This window comes from Microcystis aeruginosa FD4 (genome assembly GCF_009792235.1).
Lineage (GTDB): Bacteria > Cyanobacteriota > Cyanobacteriia > Cyanobacteriales > Microcystaceae > Microcystis > Microcystis viridis.
The window spans coordinates 4283861-4303412 of the sequence record NZ_CP046973.1; the positions used below are offsets into that span (position 1 = coordinate 4283861).

At 41.0% G+C, this 19552-nt stretch carries 21 protein-coding genes and 1 pseudogene; 7 read left to right on the forward strand and 15 right to left on the reverse strand.

The annotated features are described in order from the left end of the window. Positions 1 to 57 precede the first annotated feature (57 nt). The 7 genes and pseudogenes from GQR42_RS21255 to GQR42_RS21285 all read right to left on the reverse strand — a co-directional run bounded on the left by GQR42_RS21255 (position 58) and on the right by GQR42_RS21285 (position 5452). Positions 58 to 1194 (reverse strand): annotated as a pseudogene (locus tag GQR42_RS21255) (amino acid ABC transporter permease). Positions 1195 to 1450: 256 nt separating this feature from the next. Next, positions 1451 to 1717, reverse strand: coding sequence for a photosystem I reaction center subunit PsaK (psaK, locus tag GQR42_RS21260; protein WP_158201511.1), 267 nt, complete (start codon positions 1715 to 1717; stop codon positions 1451 to 1453). A gap of 144 nt (positions 1718 to 1861) precedes the next feature. Beyond that, positions 1862 to 2098, reverse strand: a complete 237-nt coding sequence (rpmB, locus tag GQR42_RS21265; protein ID WP_158201512.1) for a 50S ribosomal protein L28 — start codon at positions 2096 to 2098, stop codon at positions 1862 to 1864. A gap of 566 nt (positions 2099 to 2664) precedes the next feature. Continuing rightward, on the reverse strand, positions 2665 to 2907 hold the full coding sequence (locus tag GQR42_RS21270) for a photosystem I reaction center subunit IV (RefSeq protein WP_158201513.1): 243 nt from the start codon (positions 2905 to 2907) through the stop codon (positions 2665 to 2667). A 77-nt stretch (positions 2908 to 2984) separates the two neighbouring features. Next, a complete protein-coding gene (locus GQR42_RS21275; RefSeq protein WP_158201514.1) occupies positions 2985 to 3614 on the reverse strand; it encodes a DUF6391 domain-containing protein in 630 nt (209 codons plus the stop codon). After that, a complete protein-coding gene (locus GQR42_RS21280; protein WP_158201515.1) occupies positions 3611 to 4735 on the reverse strand; it encodes a tetratricopeptide repeat protein in 1125 nt (374 codons plus the stop codon). Before GQR42_RS21280 ends, GQR42_RS21275 begins: the two co-directional genes overlap by 4 nt. A 15-nt stretch (positions 4736 to 4750) precedes the next feature. Continuing rightward, complete coding sequence (locus GQR42_RS21285; protein WP_158201516.1) at positions 4751 to 5452, reverse strand: 16S rRNA (uracil(1498)-N(3))-methyltransferase; 702 nt, start codon at positions 5450 to 5452, stop codon at positions 4751 to 4753. A gap of 322 nt (positions 5453 to 5774) precedes the next feature. On the opposite strand from GQR42_RS21285, the gene GQR42_RS27960 reads away from it, so the two are divergent. The 3 genes from GQR42_RS27960 to GQR42_RS21295 are packed head-to-tail and all read left to right on the forward strand — an operon-like array spanning position 5775 to position 8302. Then, complete coding sequence (locus GQR42_RS27960) at positions 5775 to 5942, forward strand: hypothetical protein (protein WP_199273225.1); 168 nt, start codon at positions 5775 to 5777, stop codon at positions 5940 to 5942. A gap of 9 nt (positions 5943 to 5951) precedes the next feature. Continuing rightward, a complete protein-coding gene (locus GQR42_RS21290; protein ID WP_158201517.1) occupies positions 5952 to 7892 on the forward strand; it encodes an AAA family ATPase in 1941 nt (646 codons plus the stop codon). A 2-nt stretch (positions 7893 to 7894) separates the two neighbouring features. After that, positions 7895 to 8302 (forward strand): hypothetical protein, encoded by a 408-nt coding sequence (locus GQR42_RS21295; protein WP_002760723.1) that lies wholly within the window; start codon positions 7895 to 7897, stop codon positions 8300 to 8302. A 42-nt stretch (positions 8303 to 8344) separates the two neighbouring features. On the opposite strand, the gene GQR42_RS21300 is transcribed toward GQR42_RS21295, so the two are convergent. The 4 genes from GQR42_RS21300 to argS all read right to left on the reverse strand — a co-directional run bounded on the left by GQR42_RS21300 (position 8345) and on the right by argS (position 12151). Further along, positions 8345 to 8596: a hypothetical protein gene (locus GQR42_RS21300; protein WP_158201518.1), complete on the reverse strand. Its 252-nt coding sequence runs from the start codon at positions 8594 to 8596 to the stop codon at positions 8345 to 8347. Positions 8597 to 8601: 5 nt separating this feature from the next. Then, positions 8602 to 9360: a hypothetical protein gene (locus tag GQR42_RS21305; protein ID WP_158202541.1), complete on the reverse strand. Its 759-nt coding sequence runs from the start codon at positions 9358 to 9360 to the stop codon at positions 8602 to 8604. 30 nt (positions 9361 to 9390) lie between these two features. Then, positions 9391 to 9783: a Mo-dependent nitrogenase C-terminal domain-containing protein gene (locus GQR42_RS21310; RefSeq protein WP_158201519.1), complete on the reverse strand. Its 393-nt coding sequence runs from the start codon at positions 9781 to 9783 to the stop codon at positions 9391 to 9393. 610 nt (positions 9784 to 10393) lie between these two features. Next, positions 10394 to 12151: an arginine--tRNA ligase gene (argS, locus tag GQR42_RS21315; protein ID WP_158201520.1), complete on the reverse strand. Its 1758-nt coding sequence runs from the start codon at positions 12149 to 12151 to the stop codon at positions 10394 to 10396. Between the two features lie 279 nt (positions 12152 to 12430). On the opposite strand from argS, the gene GQR42_RS21320 reads away from it, so the two are divergent. Then, the gene (locus GQR42_RS21320; protein WP_158201521.1) at positions 12431 to 12685 is read left to right on the forward strand and encodes a type II toxin-antitoxin system HicB family antitoxin; all 255 of its coding nucleotides are present in this window, start codon (positions 12431 to 12433) and stop codon (positions 12683 to 12685) included. Positions 12686 to 12688: 3 nt separating this feature from the next. Continuing rightward, positions 12689 to 12907, forward strand: a complete 219-nt coding sequence (locus tag GQR42_RS21325; RefSeq protein WP_158201522.1) for a type II toxin-antitoxin system HicA family toxin — start codon at positions 12689 to 12691, stop codon at positions 12905 to 12907. A gap of 22 nt (positions 12908 to 12929) precedes the next feature. Here the strand turns inward: GQR42_RS21325 and ispF are convergent, their stop codons facing one another. Then, a complete protein-coding gene (ispF, locus tag GQR42_RS21330) occupies positions 12930 to 13409 on the reverse strand; it encodes a 2-C-methyl-D-erythritol 2,4-cyclodiphosphate synthase (RefSeq protein ID WP_158201523.1) in 480 nt (159 codons plus the stop codon). A 513-nt stretch (positions 13410 to 13922) separates the two neighbouring features. On the opposite strand from ispF, the gene GQR42_RS21335 reads away from it, so the two are divergent. Continuing rightward, on the forward strand, positions 13923 to 15110 hold the full coding sequence (locus tag GQR42_RS21335) for an AAA family ATPase (protein WP_158201524.1): 1188 nt from the start codon (positions 13923 to 13925) through the stop codon (positions 15108 to 15110). A 117-nt stretch (positions 15111 to 15227) separates the two neighbouring features. Beyond that, positions 15228 to 15746, forward strand: coding sequence for a DUF4276 family protein (locus tag GQR42_RS21340; RefSeq protein WP_257792652.1), 519 nt, complete (start codon positions 15228 to 15230; stop codon positions 15744 to 15746). A 104-nt stretch (positions 15747 to 15850) separates the two neighbouring features. On the opposite strand, the gene GQR42_RS21345 is transcribed toward GQR42_RS21340, so the two are convergent. From GQR42_RS21345 to secA, 3 genes are all read right to left on the reverse strand, one after another. Next, positions 15851 to 16006, reverse strand: a complete 156-nt coding sequence (locus GQR42_RS21345) for a hypothetical protein (protein ID WP_158201525.1) — start codon at positions 16004 to 16006, stop codon at positions 15851 to 15853. A 125-nt stretch (positions 16007 to 16131) separates the two neighbouring features. Continuing rightward, positions 16132 to 16290 (reverse strand): hypothetical protein, encoded by a 159-nt coding sequence (locus tag GQR42_RS21350; protein ID WP_158201526.1) that lies wholly within the window; start codon positions 16288 to 16290, stop codon positions 16132 to 16134. A gap of 231 nt (positions 16291 to 16521) precedes the next feature. Continuing rightward, on the reverse strand, positions 16522 to 19338 hold the full coding sequence (gene secA, locus GQR42_RS21355; protein WP_158201527.1) for a preprotein translocase subunit SecA: 2817 nt from the start codon (positions 19336 to 19338) through the stop codon (positions 16522 to 16524). Positions 19339 to 19552: the final 214 nt, after the last annotated feature.

The following is a 19552-nucleotide window of genomic DNA, read 5'->3' on the forward strand; positions in this document are numbered from 1 at the left end:
GGTGCGTTACGCTACCTTTTGGTGCGATTCGGTGCGTTACGCGCTCGCTAACACACCCTACCTTTCCTGAATTTGGACCCGTTTGTTTAATTGATTCATAGTCAAGGAAATCACCAGATTAAAGAATAAATAGGTTGCCATAACTACTATTAACATTTCTACAGCTTTTCCTGTCTGATTAGCGATGGTACTAGAGATAGCATAAATATCATTATAACCGATAGTGATCGCTAAACTAGAGTTTTTAACAAGGTTTAAACATTCATTAGTTAAAGGAGGAATAATCACTGGCAAAGCTTGGGGAAAAATCACTAATCTCATCACTAATAAAGGTTTTAATCCCAAGGCTTTAGCTGCTTCCCATTGTCCCGGATTAACCGATTGAATCCCCCCCCGTACTGTTTCCGCGATAAAGGCAGCTGTATAAACAGTTAAACCGATTAAGAGGGTGGCAAACTCAGAAGAAAGATGTAAACCAAAGTCAATATTTTGATTAATAGGATTAACGTGGGGACTTTGCCATTGTCAACCCCAGATTGGAGGAATTATAACTAGGATTAGTAGGCTAGTTAGACATAAACTAAGTTTATTTTTTAGGGATAAAAATACTGAGAGAATTATTCCTAAAATAATTATAGCTAAGGCTAACCCTGTCCTGAAACTATTAGCGGGAAAAGGTAAATAGACTCCTGAGTTATTTAAAAATACACTGCCAAAAACCTCTAGAGAGTCCTCAAGCTTCGGCCGTTTCAGAAATACAGCAAAATACCAGAAAAATAATTGTAATAATAAAGGAGTATTGCGAATAGTTTCCACATAAATTGTTGCCAACTGACGAATTAACCAATTATCCGACAAGCGACCTAACCCGATGACTATTCCCAGACTAATCGCCAAAAATATGCCAGTAATCATAATGCGAAGGGAATTAACTAATCCCACCAAAAGAGCGCGAAAATAGGTATCGGTAGGACTGTAGGCAATAGGAGAGTCACCAATCGCAAAAGAAGCTGGTCGGTCGGGGTCAAAGAGAAAGCCAAAGCCAAAACTTAAGCGTAAGCGTTGGAAATTAATCACTAAATTGCGGCCAAAAAACCAGAAAATTAGGCAGACAATTAGCAGGATAATTACCTGTAGAAAAATCTTCTGAAATCGCTCATCGTACCAAAAAGAATTTTTTTGAGGTAAAGTCATAATGGGTGCATCTCAATTTGGTCGAAATATCTATATTACATTTTGGCGCACGCGATGCGCCCCCACCATTGGTGCGATAATATTATTGTAGGGGCGAATGGCATTCGCCCTCTTTTAATAACTTCTGCTGCTCACCTATAGGAGAGAGAAAGTCACCAAGATAAGATGCACCCAGTCATATTGATTGTATAGTCGAGAATTTTTAACAAAAGAAATCGGTGACTTTTGGCCACCGATTGAGAAAATCAAACCCTATTTAGATAACTCCGAGACGGGAGAGACCGAGGATAACACCGGCGCCGAGGACATGACCAAAACTGGTAGTACCTAGTAAAGCGCCTAATCCCATACCACCGAATAAAGCGGGGGAAGGTAAAGCAGGACCGACATTTTGTTGTTGAATAGTCGCTTTACCGAAAGCAATAGCGAGAATATTGCAGATAATCATGACAATCGCCACTTTGGGACTCCATTCGCTGGAACCTTGCACGACAGTGGCGGCCATTAATAGGGTTGAATACATTGAAATTCTCCTGAACAGGTCGTTTTAAGTTTTTAATCTTAAGGGTAGTTTTCACCCCACATCACGCCCTGTTGCAATACTTAATAATCAAAAGCACAGGAGTCAACGATACAGCCGATTCGTCTCGACTCCCGAACTACTCGCTTAGTACAAATTCAAGTTTAAGCCTACTTCTTTAGCGAAGACGGCTAATCCTTTCTTTTCAATGGTTTTGATAGCTTTGGTGCAAAGGCGTAGTTTTACCCAACGGTTGCCTTCCGACCACCAAACTCTTTTCCATTGTAGGTTAGCTTCTTGTAATTTTTTGGTGCGACGGTGGGAGTGGGACACCGCATAGGCGTTATTGGCCTTTTTCCCCGTCATAGTACAGACTCTAGACATAATTTACTCCTGTGCGATCGATGTTTGTCAATAGTCAACCTTTCTAGTTTAACTCAAATCTCGCCAGAAGTCCCTCCCTTCCCCTGGGTGAAGTGAACGGGAATCAATTTAGCGGCAAGTGGGGAGATTAAGAAGTTGATTAAACTGGTTCACTGCCCAGACAATTTCGACAATTTCATCAAAGGTAATGGTGAGAATATTTTCAACAGATAAGAGGTATTTCTTGACAAATTTAGATGTAATTTTTTACTGGATATCAACTATTTTAATAAGTTTTAAATAGTTTCTAGCATTCTTGTGAATTCATGTTTATTTCTCGACAATTTTACTTGACAATTTTGGTATATTTTGGCGATAAAAGGGACTGGATTACTAAAGTATCTGGTTTGAGAGGACGGGAAGTTTTTTCAGTTATCAGTAAACAGTAAACAGTAATCAGTGAACTGAAAACTTATATCTGATAACGGATAACTGATCACTGATCACTGATTTAAGGCTGATAGCTATAAAAAACCGACCGACAAGAGAGAATTCCTGTCAGTCAGTTGGTGATGATAGGCCGAATTTTACGCAGCTTTTTTCTTAGCGGGGGCAGCTTGAACGAGTTCCAATTCACTTTCAGCGAAGTTATTGGTATTCAGTCCACTGGCGCTGCCACTAAAACCGGCGTAGTTAACAGTGTCAAAACGGACGATAACGGGATAGAGGATACCACTTTTATCAACACTGGCTACGGTTCCCACATCGTTGTACCAGTAAGACTCTTTACGTTTGATTCTAACTTTGGCTCCGCGTTCGATTACATGCATAGGTGTTGTTTTTTTTAGGGTTTAGTTAACAGGTTACAATCAGAGCGAGTTTGCCGAAAGGGTTTTTACTTTAAGTTTTATTGCAAATCTTGCCACTCTGTTTGGACAAAATGCCCCGAACGTCCCCATAGGTCTGGCTTTGGTGTAATGTTAACGATTGTTAAGTTAAAGGGAATGGCTGTGGTCAGGTATTTTTGGGCCGACATTCCCACATCTGGCCCGATTTGAAAAGCGGTGGCGGTGGCTAAACCTAAGCCTAATAACTGAGAAATCGGACCTCTGGGGAAGATAAGATGAGTTCCTAAGACTAAGCCGGCGGTTAAGGCTAAAGTTACCGATAAATTGGTGCCACAACGCGGATGTAATGCCAATTGCCCCTCGCCATTTTTGAGACGATGGAGTGCCTGTTTGGCTGCAATTTGCAGTTCGTTTGTATTAATTTGTCCGTAGAGATAAAAACCCCTATCGGTGGAGAGTCCCCCCAGGGCCTCGTTATCCGCTAGGGAATGGTCAAAAGGCGATTGACGACGGGCAGCCATTTCGCTTAATACCCAGACGGTGGCGTGTTCCAAGGCGTGAACCTGTCGCAGGGTGAGAAATTCTTTAAAACCGGGGATAAAGCCGATTTGTGCCAGTAAATCGCTGTCTTGCTGGGGATAGGGGTTAAACCAGTGGAAAGAGGGGTTAGAAGGGCTACTAGGGGTCATAAAGTTGCGGTAGGGGGAGTTTTTTCGAGGAAGATGAGGGTGCTATAGAGTTGAAAGGCGGTGTCCCAGTAGGTGTCTTCAATGCGTAATAAGTCTAAATGAGGAGCGACCATGGGCAGTAATTCGTAAAAATCGGCGGTGGTTTCGGCAAAAGGTGGAAAATCTGACCACAGGGGAACTGCTGCTAGTTGTTGTTTTAGGTAAGAAGCGAAATGATTCCAGTTATCCCGATTGGTGGTCTGTCTTTCCCGACTTTGTTGGTGGTCGGAAAAAGTAATCCCCGCTTGAAAGTGGTAATGGCGATCGCAAATACGGATAATTAAATCCTGTTTTTTCAAATGTAGATCAATAATCTGGGCATAATCAAGAATACTAATTTTTCTCACTTGATGGCGGCGCGCATCCATATCGACGCATTCCCCAAAAATCGGCAAGATTCCCGCTACCACGGCGGTAACTTCCGACCAATCAAAAGTTATACTTGCGGTTAGGTCGCTATGGGAAGATTGATAGACTAGGGTGGCTTCTGGTTGAATAGTCTGGAAATATCGGGCTAAATAGACCCTAGGCCGATTAATCGCTGTAATTGACCTGCAAAAACAGGGGATTCCTTCTTTTCGCAAGTCGTCAACATATACTTCTAATTCTGCCATCGCCCCGACTCGATACAAGCGCCACGAACGACTAGGGATTTGTAAGCGGGCGCTATAGGCATCTATTTTAAATATTTGAGCAAATTTTAGAGCTAAGGGCTGTTTTTCTTGGTTATCCACTGGTTCAAGGATTAAAAGCCCCATTTCTCGATTACTAGGGTTGGTTTTGGCTTTTTTGAGGGCAGCCTGTCGCTGTTGTTGTTGCTGTTCAACTTCCACCCGTTCAATCGCTTCTAAGCGGGCGATGCCTTGACGAATTTGGGCGATAAGTTGAGGATTAGCGGTTAATCTCAACATTTTTCGGTATTCTTGCCCTGCTATGGCTATTTCTCCCGTGATTTCGTTTAAACGCGCTTGGTAGAATTTGAGCCAAGGGTTATCGTTTTCTAGGGTCTGGAAGTCGTTGACAAGACGGGTGGCAGTTTGATAGTCTTGACGAGCGATCGCTTCAGCAATTTCTTTGATCATAAAAACTCTGGTCAATTAGCTGTCTAAATAGGCGTTAATGATAGCGAGAGCCACTAAGGGAGCGGTAATTGTTCTCAAAATGCGTTTTCCCAGTGATACAGGCATAAAATCAGCAGCGATCGCTTGTTCTATTTCTGCCTCCGTCCATCCCCCTTCCGGTCCGATGGCAATGGTTATCTCGGTTGATGTTTGTAATTGAGAAAGTAGCGAGGCCACTGTTCTACGGGTAACACCAATATAACAAGTTGTCCCTGGGCTAACTCCCCGGTTAAGGATTGCTAAAAATGGTTGTGGTTCTTCGATAATGGGAATAATCTGTCTTTCTGATTGTTCTACAGCTTCCCGGACAATTTTTCGCCAACGGTCGATTTTTTGAGGACTAGGATTAACTAAACTGCGTTCTGTCAGCAGCGGGATAATCCGATAAACTCCTAATTCGGTGGCAGCGCGAACAATATCATCAAAGCCATTTTTGGGAATTGCTACCATTAAATTCACTTGTACTGGTAGTTCGCTAGTTTCGTTGATCGCTTCTAAAAGATGGGCCGAATTATCAATTATTTCCGCTAACCACGCTTGTCCTTGTCCATTTAGGGCAATAAAACGGTCATGGGATTTTAAACGAACAACTTTTTTAAGATAATGACTTTGTTCGGATGTTAAGGCAATTAACCCGTTTTCTAGGGTATTAAAATCAAGAAGAAGACGATAATACAAGGCGGTTTAGTCTATATTGCTATTGTGTTCAGAATCACTGTCAGCTATCTATTTTAGCTTTTATGGTCTTTTTGTATAAGGTTGAGAGTAGATCAGCTTATAGCAGTTATCTTAATGGTGAAGTACGAAGTTTTCCTTTTGGGTAGTCAGTCGTCAATACCAAATTAGGTTATACTTCCTGTTGATGACAAAGGCTGTAAGTTGCTATGGCCTTACCTACTCAGATCTGTTATAAAATTTCTCATCATCAAGGTATCTCTTGTCAAATAAGAATTAAGACTTGACAATCCCCACTCCCCAACCCCTAACCCCCAGAAAATCCATGGACATAACTGCTAAAATTAAAGAACTGGCACAAAAATATGAGATACCTCCCCAACTGCTCAAGGAAGCGATGATTTTAGAAGTGGAGAAAATTGCTCTAAAAAATCGGCGGCTATCACCTAAAATTGTCAAACTTATCGAAAAATATACCGACTCCTCACAATAAATAAACTCTATGACTTTGAGACTGAAACAAATTCGCTTAACTAATTGGAAATGTTACCCTAGTCAAAATATTACTTTTAACCTGCATCCCCACAGAAAAATTCAGATTATCTTCGGTAATAATGGCCACGGTAAAACTTCTCTGATGGCAGCGATTTTATGGTGTCTCTACGGGGGAGATATTGTATCTAAAGAGACTCTGAAAACCTATTTTTATCGAGGTAAGGGTGATTCTTCACCGGCAATAGAAATGCGGGTAGAATTAAATTTTACTAAAAACGATAAAAATTACTTTATCAGTCGCACAGCGAAATTAAACGTTAATGGTAGCACTTCTTATCCCAGCGTAGAGGAAGCATTATTTTATGAAGATGGAACCATGAAAGGAAGTAACTCTAGGGAATATATCGAAGCATTGCTTCCTAAATCTATTCGAGATTTTTTCTGTTTTGATGGCTTAAAAATTGAACAATATACCCAGATAACTCAAACTAAAGAAGCAAAAGAAGCAATTGAAAAGGTTTTGGGTATCCCGGAATTAAGAAATCTGCGCGATGATGCAGAAAAAGCCTTGCAAGAATTAGAAAACCGTTTAAATAAAGCAGAGGGAACCAGTCAACCTTTGAGAGATAAGACGCAACAATTACGAGAATTAGAAGAAGAAATTGATCTTAAACAAGGTCAGCGTAAAAACGCTAAAGATGAGGGAAAAAATGCTATGATTATCCATCAGGATGCTCAAGAAAAAGCCGCTCAGATTAAAAGTTTACGAGAAAAATTAGAGGAAATTCATAACTTAGAGAAAAAGCGTATCGGTTTACAAACTCAGTTAAATAACCTGCAAAAGTCTATCGATTCTTGGTTAAAAAAAGCTTCGATACCTTTGCTGATTAACTTTGTGCAGGAAATGGTCGATGATTGGCAAGTTACGAGCTTAAAAAGCACCTATAAAACTAATTCTACAGCAGTTTTAAAAGCAATACTTGACGACGAAAGCTGTCTATGTGGTCGTTGTTTAGATAAAAATTCTCGTGACTTTATCCTTCAACAAATTGCCGAACTAGAGTCCTTAGAAGTGGACAACACCACCAGAATAGAAAAAGAGCAACTTAGCATTGATTTACAGGGAATTATCCGAGATAATGCTAAATTTAGCAATTATAGTCAATTACTTTTACAAAGAGATCATTTAGAAGAAGAAATCGAAGAAGTTAATCAACATATTAAACAGCTAAAACAGGAAAGCACGGGAATAGATCAAGACTCGGTGAGGGAGATTTGGCGAAAAGTTGACGAATCGGAACGAAAAGTTAAGGAGATTGAAGAAAGGAGCGAACGCTTGCAAAAGGACATTGAAACCAAAGAAAAGGAATTAGAAAATTTACGCAAAGAAGTGGAAATTTTAGCTAGGGAAAATCAAACCACATTGATGTTATCTAATCAGGTTAAAATGGCCAGAGGTTTAAAAAATGCCACTAACGAATTAATCGAATGGCATATCGATAATTCCCAAAAAATGATTACTCAAGTAACCAGCGATCGCTATTTACAAGTAACCAACAAACCAGAGGAATATAGAGGAGTAGAAATCACCCCCGAATACACTCTAGGAATCCGTACCATCACGGGAAAATTATTACATCCCGATGTCTTAAGTGCAGGAGAAAAGGAAGCTTTAGCCTTTGCTTTTATCACCGGTTTAAATCAAATAACTGATACTTGTGTCCCCCTAATTATGGATACACCTTTTGGACATTTAGACAAAGAACATCGAAAAAATATTATTAACTCTCTACCTAATTTAAACTCCCAAGTAATTATTTTAGCGACGGATCGCGATCTTTCCGATCCACTTTTAAATCTGCTGCGTCCCCACACTACCGATATTTTCAAAATACACCGTTTGACTGCCGATGAAGATGCTTCCGTGATTGAAATGATGGAGAGTTAGTAATGCAGAGAATCGATCCCAGTTTGAAGATTTATGCCTCAGAAACTTCCAGAAATTATCTACAGGTACTAAAAGATAATAAAACCTTTGAGCGCATGGTAGATGCTTATTTATTCGCCGCTGCTTTTGCCATTAAACAAGACTTCAGTATCTACGGAACCACTCTGAGCAATCGACAAGATTTAATTACTATTAGCCAAATCGATCCAGAAGTTATTTTAGCTTTAACCGCAGGAATTTATATTATCTGTAAAAAGAATTCCTATCCTCAACCCAGCGACGGCAAAGAAGTTTTAGATAAGATCTGTCAATACGCAGAAGTGGGATTAAGGGAATTAAAAGAACGCTGGCAAGGCAAAGTCAGCAATCAAATTCAAGCCGATATTGAGAGAATTATCAATAATCTCTGAAATTCTCGCCATCTAACTATCTTTTTTCGGGATAACGGCAAATTATATTCTTTCCACACTGCCAAAAAAGACGGGTTCCACGCGAATAGCAATGATACTAGCCGGACGTAAAACCATATATTCCCCTTGGATATTTCTGATCGGAACATTGATAAAATCGAGGGAATCGGCTTTCGGAACTAATTCGTTACTGTACCACTTTTGAAATTCTTGGATAGTCAAAAAACGGACTTCCTCGCGGTGTCCGCTGCTTAAGAACAAATGTACGGCGTACTCGTCAGCTTTTCTACTCATTTTTTTTAACTAATCAGATTGAATTTTTGTAATAAAGTTGCCATTAAAGGCGGGAAAGTGAGACGCAATTCGCTAATATCCGAGAAAATTAATTTTTGGTAGCTTGGCAGGTCAAAAGCTAGTTTACCCTTTAATTCCGCTCGATTTTGATAGGTTAGCAGAATTTGTCCGCCCTGTTTACAAGCGATCGCATAACCCAATTCTACACCCACTAGGGGACTGGGCAGTAATTCCGTTTCCTTTTGGCTAATCGCCGTAGCATCAGCAATAAATAATAAACTTTTGCGAATTTTGCGTAATTGACTATCACTCAATCTGGTGACATTGCCCTCAGTTCGAGGCGTTTCTTCCACGGTTAAGGGCAAACGGGAGCGTTTATTAAGATTTTCGACGGTTTCGGTCAAAACTGTTTTTAAAGCGGTGCTAGAGTCCTTAAATTGGCTTTGGGAGCTAAAATAAATGATGGGATCCAGCCAAGTGCTGAGGTCTTGTTTAGTAAAGTAAATTTCTTGGGAAATCAGGTCAATATTGGAGATGACGTAACCGCCACTACCTTCGAGGTAAAATTCCACCCTTTCCCCTTCTAGATAGCGTTGGAACCAGACAGAACCCTGTATCGTCAGACTATCATCGAGAAAATCGGCTCTTAAACCCGATTTTAAGAGACTATTGCGACTTAAGCGCAAGTCGTGGGGACGTTTGACAACCTCGCGGATAGGTTCGTATTTGTCCAGATACCAAGCTTTCAGAGCGATGATGGCCATAGGTGTGGCGATTAAAGACACTCTCCCATTTTAGCAGTAAGCACCGATATCCTCTCCACATTCATCGGCAAGGTAAGAAAGAGCGCGAAATCTTAACATCATTAGGTTTTCGTAGAGGGGATTTAGCTTGCAAAGGGGCGGAATCTCTAGAATTGTCCAGCTAAATAGGGTAATTTTCCGCGCAAAGGGACATTGAGCCGGAATTAGACGACAAATCCTGTGAGCTAGTGCGGGTGTATTAATCTCTAGGCGATCAATTCGTTGCCGCAGGGGTTGCCATAAATCCCATTTTGGTTGCGGTGACGGGTTTTTCCGATTGCCTTTCGACCAAGGGGCGATCCAATTAGACACAATTATTTTATTTGTGGTATAATCTGATACATCAGCATCGACCATGGCTTTACCTTCGATTGATTGATTCATAAGGTTCTATCTGAGATTACGAGAGGGCAAATGCTCTTTCCCGAAAATCCTCTAGGACGTTCGGCCATTTGACCGCTTTAACGATAACATCTCTGGGATAAAATTACTCGTTAAGACTACACGGGAACGCTGGGGATGCAGATGAGGAAGTTAGAACTTTTGTACTAAATCTCTGCCTCCGAGTTATCACCTGAAAGCTAATAGGCAACAGACGACAATAAGATAACGTCACGAGTGAGTTTAACTAGATTAATCTCTAAGCTTCGCCCAAAGATATTGGCTCTGATTAGAGCTATTTCTAGGTTAGCAAAAACTCAGGTTTTTTCACGTCAGCATAGTACACTTTTTCTGGGTATAAAATAGCACCCGCTTTTGTCAAAGATACGCAATCCAACGGGTGGGGTGTGGGGTGTAGGGTGTGGGGTGTGGGGTGTAGGGTGTAGGGTGTGGGGTGTGGGGTGTGGGAATTATGAATTTTTCAGTGAACAGTAAACAGTGAACTGATAACTGATAACTGATAACTGATAACTGATAACTGATAACTGATAACTGATAACTGATAACTGATAACTGATAACTGATTACTGATTACTGATTACTGATAACTGATTTACATTCTTTCCAAAACGGGGATACCCAAGAGAGATAGGCCTAATTTTAGGGTTCTTGCCGTTAAATCACACAAAACTAAACGAGAGGTTTTAATCGGTTCTGCTGCTTTCAGAACGGGACAATTCTCGTAGAAACGATTATACTTTTTACTGAGTTCATAAAGATAATCACATAGACGATTGGGTAATAAATCCTCTTCTACGGCACTAATTACTTCGGGAAGTTGCAGTAATTGTTTAGCCAGAATTAATTCACTTTCATCCTTGAGAATTATCGAAGAATTTTGACTTAAATCCTGAAAATTAATACCACCTTCGCGACTGATACTCTGGACTCTAGCGTAAGCGTACAGCATATAGGGGGCGGTGTTGCCTTGCAGATTGAGCATTTTGTCGTAACTAAAAACGTAGTTACTATTGCGATTTTGGCTGAGATCGGCGTATTTAACGGCACTTAATCCGACAGTTTCGGCAGTCTTAGCGATAAAATCGCCAGTTTCTTCTCTTTCCTCGCTTGCTAGTCTTTTTTCTAAGTCAGCTAGGGAACAGGCGATCGCTTGATCAAGTAATTCTTGTAATTTTACCGTCTCCCCGGAACGAGTTTTTAACTTTTTACCATCTTCCCCTAAAACTAATCCAAAAGCGACGTGAACCACTGCCACATTATCGGGTAAAAATCCCGCTTTTTTAGCCACCTGAAATACTTGGGCAAAATGGTTAGCTTGTCCAGCATCGGTAACATAAATTATTCTTTCGGCTTTATCTTGCCGCACTCGATAACAAATTGCCGCTAAATCGGTGGTAGCGTAATTATAACCGCCGTCGGATTTCTTGACAATTAGGGGCAGAGGCTCCCCCTCTTTGTTGGTAAAACCATCGAGAAAGACGCATAAAGCGCCGTTGTCTTCTGTTAGCAATCCCTGTTGATCTAATTCTCTGATTACCGCTTCCAGGTAGGGATTATAAAAAGATTCCCCCCTTTCAGTCAGTTTTATATCGAGAATATCATAGATTTTCTGAAATTCCCGTCGTGATTGTTGACAAAGTAACTGCCATGCTTGACGACTTTGAGGATCACCCGACTGTAATTTTACTACGGCTTGACGGGCAGTTTCTTTAAAGTTTTCGTCTTCATCAAAACGAATTTTTGCCTTTTTATAAAAGCTAACTAAATCGCCTAAATCCAGAGCATCTGCTTGGGTTAAAGCGCTAGGATAAGCTTCTTGTAGATAGGTGATTAACATCCCGAATTGAGTACCCCAATCCCCGACGTGATTAAGACGAATTACTTGATGATGACGAAATTCCAAAATCCGAGCGATACAATCACCAATTATAGTCGATCGCAAGTGACCGACGTGCATTTCTTTGGCAATATTGGGACTGGAAAAATCGACAATAATTTTTTGACTGGGGTTAGCAGTGGCAACTCCTAAACGGTTGTCAGTAATTAGGTCTTTTAATTGGGTTTCTAGATAACTGGGTTTAAGGGTAAGATTGATAAAACCAGGTCCGGCAATTTCGGGGGGTTGACAGAGATCATCTATCTCTAGATTTTTTAGTAAAGTTGCCGCCACTTCCCGCGGTTTTTGTTTTAATTCTTTGGCTAAAGAGAGGGAAATATTACACTGATAATCGCCAAAACGGGGGTTACTAGCGGCGACAATTAGAGGATCGGTATCAGCGAAGTTTTCCCCAAAGGATTTAACTAGGGATTGGGAAAAACGCTCTTTTATTTGTTGGATAATAGCAGTCATAGAGAGAATTTAGCAGTTAGGGATTAGATAAAAATCGGGAAGGAATCGGTTAGATTCCTAGCAGTAACCAGATTGTGGGTCGAATTAGCTACTGAAGATGAGTATTCTCTCAAGACTTTTTAAATGATCTGTTGTTTCGAGCCAACGAGATTAATACTCCAGATAACTTAGGTTATTGACCATCTTACCTTATCATAATCTGAAGGCGAATCCAATGCAGCTGGCTGCTGGGAAACATTTGCTTTAATATAGTAAGTAAGCTCTACCAATAATACAACCATGTTAGCCAGTTATATTGATCAAGCGATGGCACTAGCTCGATACGAAATCATCGAAGAAGATGGCACTTATTGGGGTGAAATTCCACCCCTTCAGGGAGTTTGGGCAAATCACGCCAATCTAGAAGATTGCCGGCAAGAATTGCGCGAAGCTTTAAGCGATTGGATTGCTTTGCGTCTGTGTTTAGGTTTGCCGATTCCAGTGTTAGCAGGAATAGATCTTAATCTCCTTCCTCAACCCATGTCTTCAATTTAAGATATGCCTAAATTAACCGCCGTATCATGGCTTAATCTAGTTCAAAGATTACGAGAACTTGGGTTTGACGGTCCCTACGCTGGGGGTAAACACCCTCAAATGCGTCGCGGTAATTTAACGATAATTATCCCCAATCCCCATCAAGGGGAAATAGGGGTAGGACTGTTAAAACGCATTCTCAATCAAGCGGGTATTACCAGAGAAGAATGGCTGGGAAAATAACAGGGAAAACATCCTATTTAACCTAATCCTTAACCAATAAAACCACGGCATAAACTGCGATACCTTCTTCTCGTCCTACCGGTCCCAATTGTTCGTTAGTAGTGGCTTTAATTCCCACCTGTTCTGGATTAATATTAAGGGTAGCCGCTAACTTGGATCGCATCGCAATAAGGTGGGGTTTCATTTTCGGTCTTTCGGCGACAATTACCGAATCAATATTATTAATCTGCCAACCTTTATCGACAATTAATTGATTAACTTGCTCTAATAATTTTAAACTATTCGCCCCTTGCCATTGCGGGTCTGTGGGGGGAAAATAATGACCGATATCGCCTAAACTAAGCGCCCCCAGCATGGCATCCATAATAGCGTGGGTTAAGACATCGGCATCACTATGACCCAATAAACCGACAGTATGGGCAATTTCTACTCCTCCTAAAATTAAAGGTCTTCCTGTCACCAATCGGTGGATATCGTAGCCGTTACCAATACGAATATTCATAGAGCAGTCCTCTTGGAGTTATATTAATTATCTTATCGCAAAAGGGAACGGGAAACGGGGAAATATTTTCCCTGACTTGTCCTTATTAGCTAATTAGCTAGGAAGGATGAACTATCCCAAACAAACTGAAGTTTTTCCCGATACAATGAAAGCTTATACTAAATTTATTTTTGATAGTATCATTAACTGCCAGTCCAACTTTCAAAACCCACTTCCCACTTGCCACTCTATACTTGTTAAATAAGATTTAGTATAACTCGATCGCTGTTAAAATTGCGGTAGAATCAGGAGAGCGTTGGGTTTCATGCTTCACACCAACCTACATTTTTGTTAAATAAGATTTAGTATAGCTCGATCGCTGTTAAAATTGCGGTAGAATCAGGAGAGCTAATTTGCTATAACCAGTCCAGAAGAGCCAGATTACTAAAAATTGACCAGTTTTTTGGGGTAACTGGCGAAATTAACAGCTAATCTGGGACAAGACGAGCTAAAAGCAGCAGAGAGCAACAATCAATGTCTAAAAACTCTATACCTCGAATCGAAAATCTGCGCGTGCAAAATTACCGAGCTTTACAGGACTTAGAATTAAAAAAAATTACTCCTCTAACAGTTTTTCTCGGTCCTAATGGGAGCGGAAAATCTACCTTATTTGATGTCTTTGCTTTCCTCTCTGAATGTTTTACTGTTGGTTTAAGAAAAGCTTGGGACAGACGGGGAAGATTTAAAGAATTAAGAACTAGAGGACAAGAAGGTTACATCATTATCGAATTAAAATATAGAGAAACATTGGCATCACCTTTAATTACCTATCATTTAGCCATTAATGAAGCCAATAATCGCCCTTATGTTGCTGAAGAATGGTTACATTGGAGACGAGGACCGAAGGGCGCACCTTTTCGCTTTTTAGACTTTAAAGAAGGGGAAGGAATAGTGATTAGTGGAGAAAATCCCCAAGAAAAAGATGAACGAATTTCTGAACGATTAGACTCCCCGGAATTTTTAGCTGTTAGTACCCTGGGACAATTGGCCAAACATCCCCGGGTTAGTGCTTTGCGTCGTTTTATCACAAGTTGGTATCTTTCCTACTTAACCGCAGATAATACTCGCAATCAACCCGAAGCAGGAGCGCAAGAAAGATTATCCCCAACTGGTGACAATTTACCTAATGTTATTCAATATTTAAAAGAAGATCATCCTCAACGATTAGAATCTATTTTACAAACCCTTTCTCGTCGAATTCCTAGATTAGAAAAAGTAGAAGCATCTATTATGCCGAATGGACAGCTTTTACTCCAGATTAAAGACGCACCTTTTCAAAGTCCAATTCTTGCCAAATTTGCCTCTGATGGCACTTTAAAAATGTTGGCTTATTTAACTATATTATATGATCCAAGCCCTCCGCAATTAGTGGGAATAGAAGAACCAGAAAATCATCTTCATCCCCGTTTATTACCTGAATTAGCAGAAGAATGTCGGGCAGCGACCGCAGGTACACAATTAATAGTAACAACTCATTCTCCCTTTTTTGTAGATGGTTTAAAACCAGAGGAAGTTTGGGTGCTTTATCGAGATGAAAAGGGTTTTACTCAAGCTAAACGTACTTCAGAAATGCAAGGAGTTAAGAAATTTATTCAAAATGGTGCTTTGTTGGGTCAATTATGGATGGAGGACTATTTTGATGTGGGTAATCCTATCATTTAACTTTAATACCAAAGGAGGGAAAAAGTGCATCTTGAATTTCTAGTTGAAGAATTTTCTACCCAAGAATGTTTAAATCAAATTTAACCTCAAATATTATTTGAGAATGTCACTTATAAAATTCATGCCTTTCGAGGTAAATCCGATTTAATCAAAAAACTACCGGAGCGATTAAAAGGTTATAAATGCTGGATACCCGATGATTATCGAATCATTATTCTTGTAGATAGAGACAATGAAGATTGTCAAATGCTCAAAGAAAAGTTAGAAAATATCGCTCAACAAACAGGACTTATCACTAAAACGATTAGCGAAGATAAAAAAACATTTCAGGTGTTAAATAGAATTGCCATAGAAGAACTAGAAGCTTGGTTTTTTGGTGATATTCAGGCTATAGTCTCAGCCTATCCCAAAGTTTCTACTAATGTAGGACAGCAAGCAAAATACAGAAAACCCGATGAAATTACAGGCGGAACTTGGGAAAACTTAGAAAAGATACTTCAAAAAGCTGGTTATCATCGCGGAGGTTTAGAAAAAGTGAAAGCGGCCCGAGAAATTTCTCAATTTATGACTCCTGCTGATAATTGTTCTCCTAGTTTTCAGATTTTTTATCAAGGTTTATTGGCGATGATTAGCTAAGGATATTTAGGAAAGTAAATGATAAAACTGCTAGATCCCTGTCAAGGATAAATCGATTTTTAACTGTTGAATAAATTGTTGCATAATTGTTCAAAATTCGGTGTTTAACTATTTTTCGCTTCTAATTTGGTCCAAGGACTTTTAAGTTCCTGATTTTCCTGTTTCATTTTTTCTAATTCCTTGCGAATTTCCTGAATTGCTTTCTCGGAACCTAATTTTTTCTGGACTTTTTGTACTGCTTCCTCCTCTACAGGACGCACGCGACCATCGGGAGTTCAGTAGGGTGCGTTAGACGGCAGAAATTGATGCTTTGACTTGAAGGTAACAATCCGTCGTAACGCACCACCTATCATCAACTAAGTAGCCGGTTACAATTAAAGATTTATTATAACTCGATCGCTGTTAAAATTGCGGTAGAATCGGGAGAGTAACTCCGAGTTTTTTCTTGGGGATAATCTCCTAACTTCTGACTATCCACTGCCGATTCCCGCAAAGGATAGCCATTTATTCTATCAGATTGAGAAGATATTAAGTATGATAACACTTGTGATTATGTTTTTCGCTGCCTTGCTGGCAGCTGCCGATTTTACTTACCAAGTTTTGATTCATTTTCCCGTACAAATCCTCAATTTTTTGGGGTCGTTGCTGTCCTATGGAGTGATTGGACTGATAATTTTCGTCCTAGTGTGGATTGTGGGTGACTGATTTCTTGGGGTAAAAAAATGAGAGAATTAGCCTTAGCCAATTCTCCCCAATTTAAGTCAACTTTTAATTTTTACTGTTCACTGGCCACTGCTTGGGGTTGTCCTTGCGGTTGGAATTGGAACAGGGAATAAACCACATTACGACGGATATCAATCATCATTTCTAAAAACATCTCGTAGCCTTCCTGTTTATACTCAATTAGGGGGTCTTTTTGACCGTAACCGCGTAAACCAATCGACTCGCGTAAAGCTTCCATAGCTTGCAGATGTTCGCGCCATAACATATCGATTTGTTGCAGGATAAAATAACGTTCGGCATCGCGCATTAAACCGGGACGAATACTATCCACTTGACGTTCTTTTATTTCATAAGCTTTGCGAACTTCTTCGTGGAGGAACATCTTGATATCATTAACACTCATATCCTCGATATCCTTAGCGGTAATATCTGCCAACAGATAGACGAATTCCTGAGATTTACTAATCAGTTTTTCTAAATCCCATTCTTCCGCCGGCAGTTCGGGATTAATATAAGCCATGACGATTTCATCCATGGTTTTTTCGGCGTATTGCAGCACCTGTTCTTTTAAGTCCATCCCCTCCAAAACCCGACGACGTTCGGCATAAATAGCGCGCCGTTGATTATTCATCACCTCGTCGTATTCAAACACCTGTTTCCGGGCATCATAATAGAAGGTTTCCACTTTTCTTTGCGCGCCTTCTAAGGAACGAGTCAACATTCCCGATTCAATGGGCATATCTTCTTCCACCCGGAAGGCATCCATTAAACCCGCCACGCGGTCGCCCCCAAAAATACGCAATAAATTGTCTTCTAGGCTTAAAAAGAAGCGTGTGGAACCGGGGTCGCCCTGTCTGCCCGCTCTGCCTCGCAATTGGTTGTCAATACGGCGGGATTCGTGGCGTTCCGTCCCGATAACGTGCAGTCCGCCTCTTTCTACTACTTCATCGTGTTCTTTGCCGGTGTAATCTTCATAACTTTGGCGAATTAATTTATAGACTTCGCGTAACTTTTGAATAACTGGGTCATCCGTGGGAGCTTTTTCGGCCGCGATGGCGATTTTTTCTTCCACTTCTAATTCTGGTAAACTTTGAGTTCCGTGGGTATCAACGGCAAATTTAACCGCTTCTTTCAGGGTATTTTCTACCTCTTTCGGTAACTCAGTGGGAAAAATTTCCGCCGAGGCACGCCAGTTTTTTTTCTTTTTACCCGGAGCGAATCCTTGGGGGCGATTGCGTTCTCCTAAACTGGGTAAACTAAAGGCCAAATTGTCATCTTCGGGCATAACTAATTTCGGCATTAAATACTCGCGAATTTTCAATCGGGCCATATAATCAGAGTTACCACCGAGGATGATATCGGTTCCCCGTCCTGCCATGTTTGTAGCAATGGTTACGGCTCCGGCCCGGCCTGCTTGGGCGACGATTTCCGATTCCCTTTCCACGTTTTCTGGACGAGCATTCAGCAAGTTATGGGGAATCTTTCTTTCCTGCAATAAAAGCGAAAGCACTTCCGATTTTTCTACACTGGTAGTACCGACTAAAACTGGGCGACCTTCTTCGTGCATTTGTTGACATTCTTCGGCGACGGCGTTCCATTTTGCCTGTTCATTTTTATAGACCACATCGGCTAAATCTTGCCGACGAGAAACGCGGTTGGTGGGGATAATTGTTACTTGCAGGTTATAGACTTTTTCTAGTTCCGTTTCTTCGGTTTTGGCTGTCCCAGTCATGCCGGATAATTTCGGATAGAGTAGGAAAAAGTTTTGATAGGTAATCGTGGCTAAGGTTTGGGTTTCCTGTTGAATTTCTACCCCTTCCTTAGCTTCCACTGCCTGATGTAAACCATCACCCCAACGTCGCCCCGGTAATACCCGTCCCGTGAACTCATCAACAATAACAATTTCACCACTGCGGACGATATAGTTAACGTCTTTTTTCTGGAGTTCTTTGGCACGAATAGCGTTAGAAATATAGTGCGCCCAGGGATTTTCTTGGTCGTATAAATCGGTAACTTCTAATAGTTCTTCCGCTTTTTTAAAGCCTTCATCGGTCATTAAAACGTTACGGTCTTTTTCGTTAACTTCGTAGTCTCCCGGTCCGTCTTCTACTTCTTGGCGCACTAATTGCTCGGCGATTTCGGCGGCGAGAATATATTTTTCTGTGGGCCGATCGATCGCTCCTGATATAATTAATGGAGTTCTCGCTTCATCGATAAGAATGGAGTCCACTTCGTCGATAACGCAGTAGTTAAAGGGTCTTTGGACGACTTCCCCCATCACTGTAGCCATGTTATCGCGCAGATAATCAAAGCCGAGTTCGCTGTTAGTGGTGTAGGTGATGTCACAGGCATAATTTTTCTTTCTTTCTTCCGGACTCATACCGGCTTGAATTAGTCCCACACTTAACCCTAAAAAGCGGTGTACCTGCCCCATCCATTCCGCGTCACGACGGGCGAGATAATCGTTGACGGTGACGACGTGAACCCCTTTTCCGGTCAATCCATTCAAATAAGCGGGGAGAGTGGCAACTAGGGTTTTTCCTTCCCCGGTTTTCATCTCGGCGATTTGTCCTTTGTGGAGTACCATTCCCCCCAATAACTGTACGTCAAAGTGACGCATCCCTAAGACTCGGATGCCCGCTTCCCGGACAATGGCGAAAGCTTCGGGGAGGATTTCCTCGAGAATCTCCTCTCTTTCGTCATAATTTCTCGCTTTGTCCAATCTTTCCTTAAATTCGCTGGTTTTGCTCCTTAATTCCTCATCGGATAGGTTTTTAATATCCTCTTCCAGCAGGTTGATTTCGGTGACGAGGGGCTGAAATTTTTTAATTTTGCGGGCGTTGGGGTCTCCGAGTAGGGCTTTTAACATAGCAGTTTTTATTCTCTCGCTTCGATTGGCTCTTGGTCTGTGGTGTTAACAATTGTATCACTCTGGTTGGGAGTGGAGAATCATTTATCGGTGAACAGGGACGGCGTTGTCAGGTCAGAAGAGGAAAGATGCAATGCTCCGGTGCTGATTCGGAGCATCTTTCAACGCCGATTGTAGGGCTAATTCCACTGCTAAATCGAGCGACCCCTTCGAG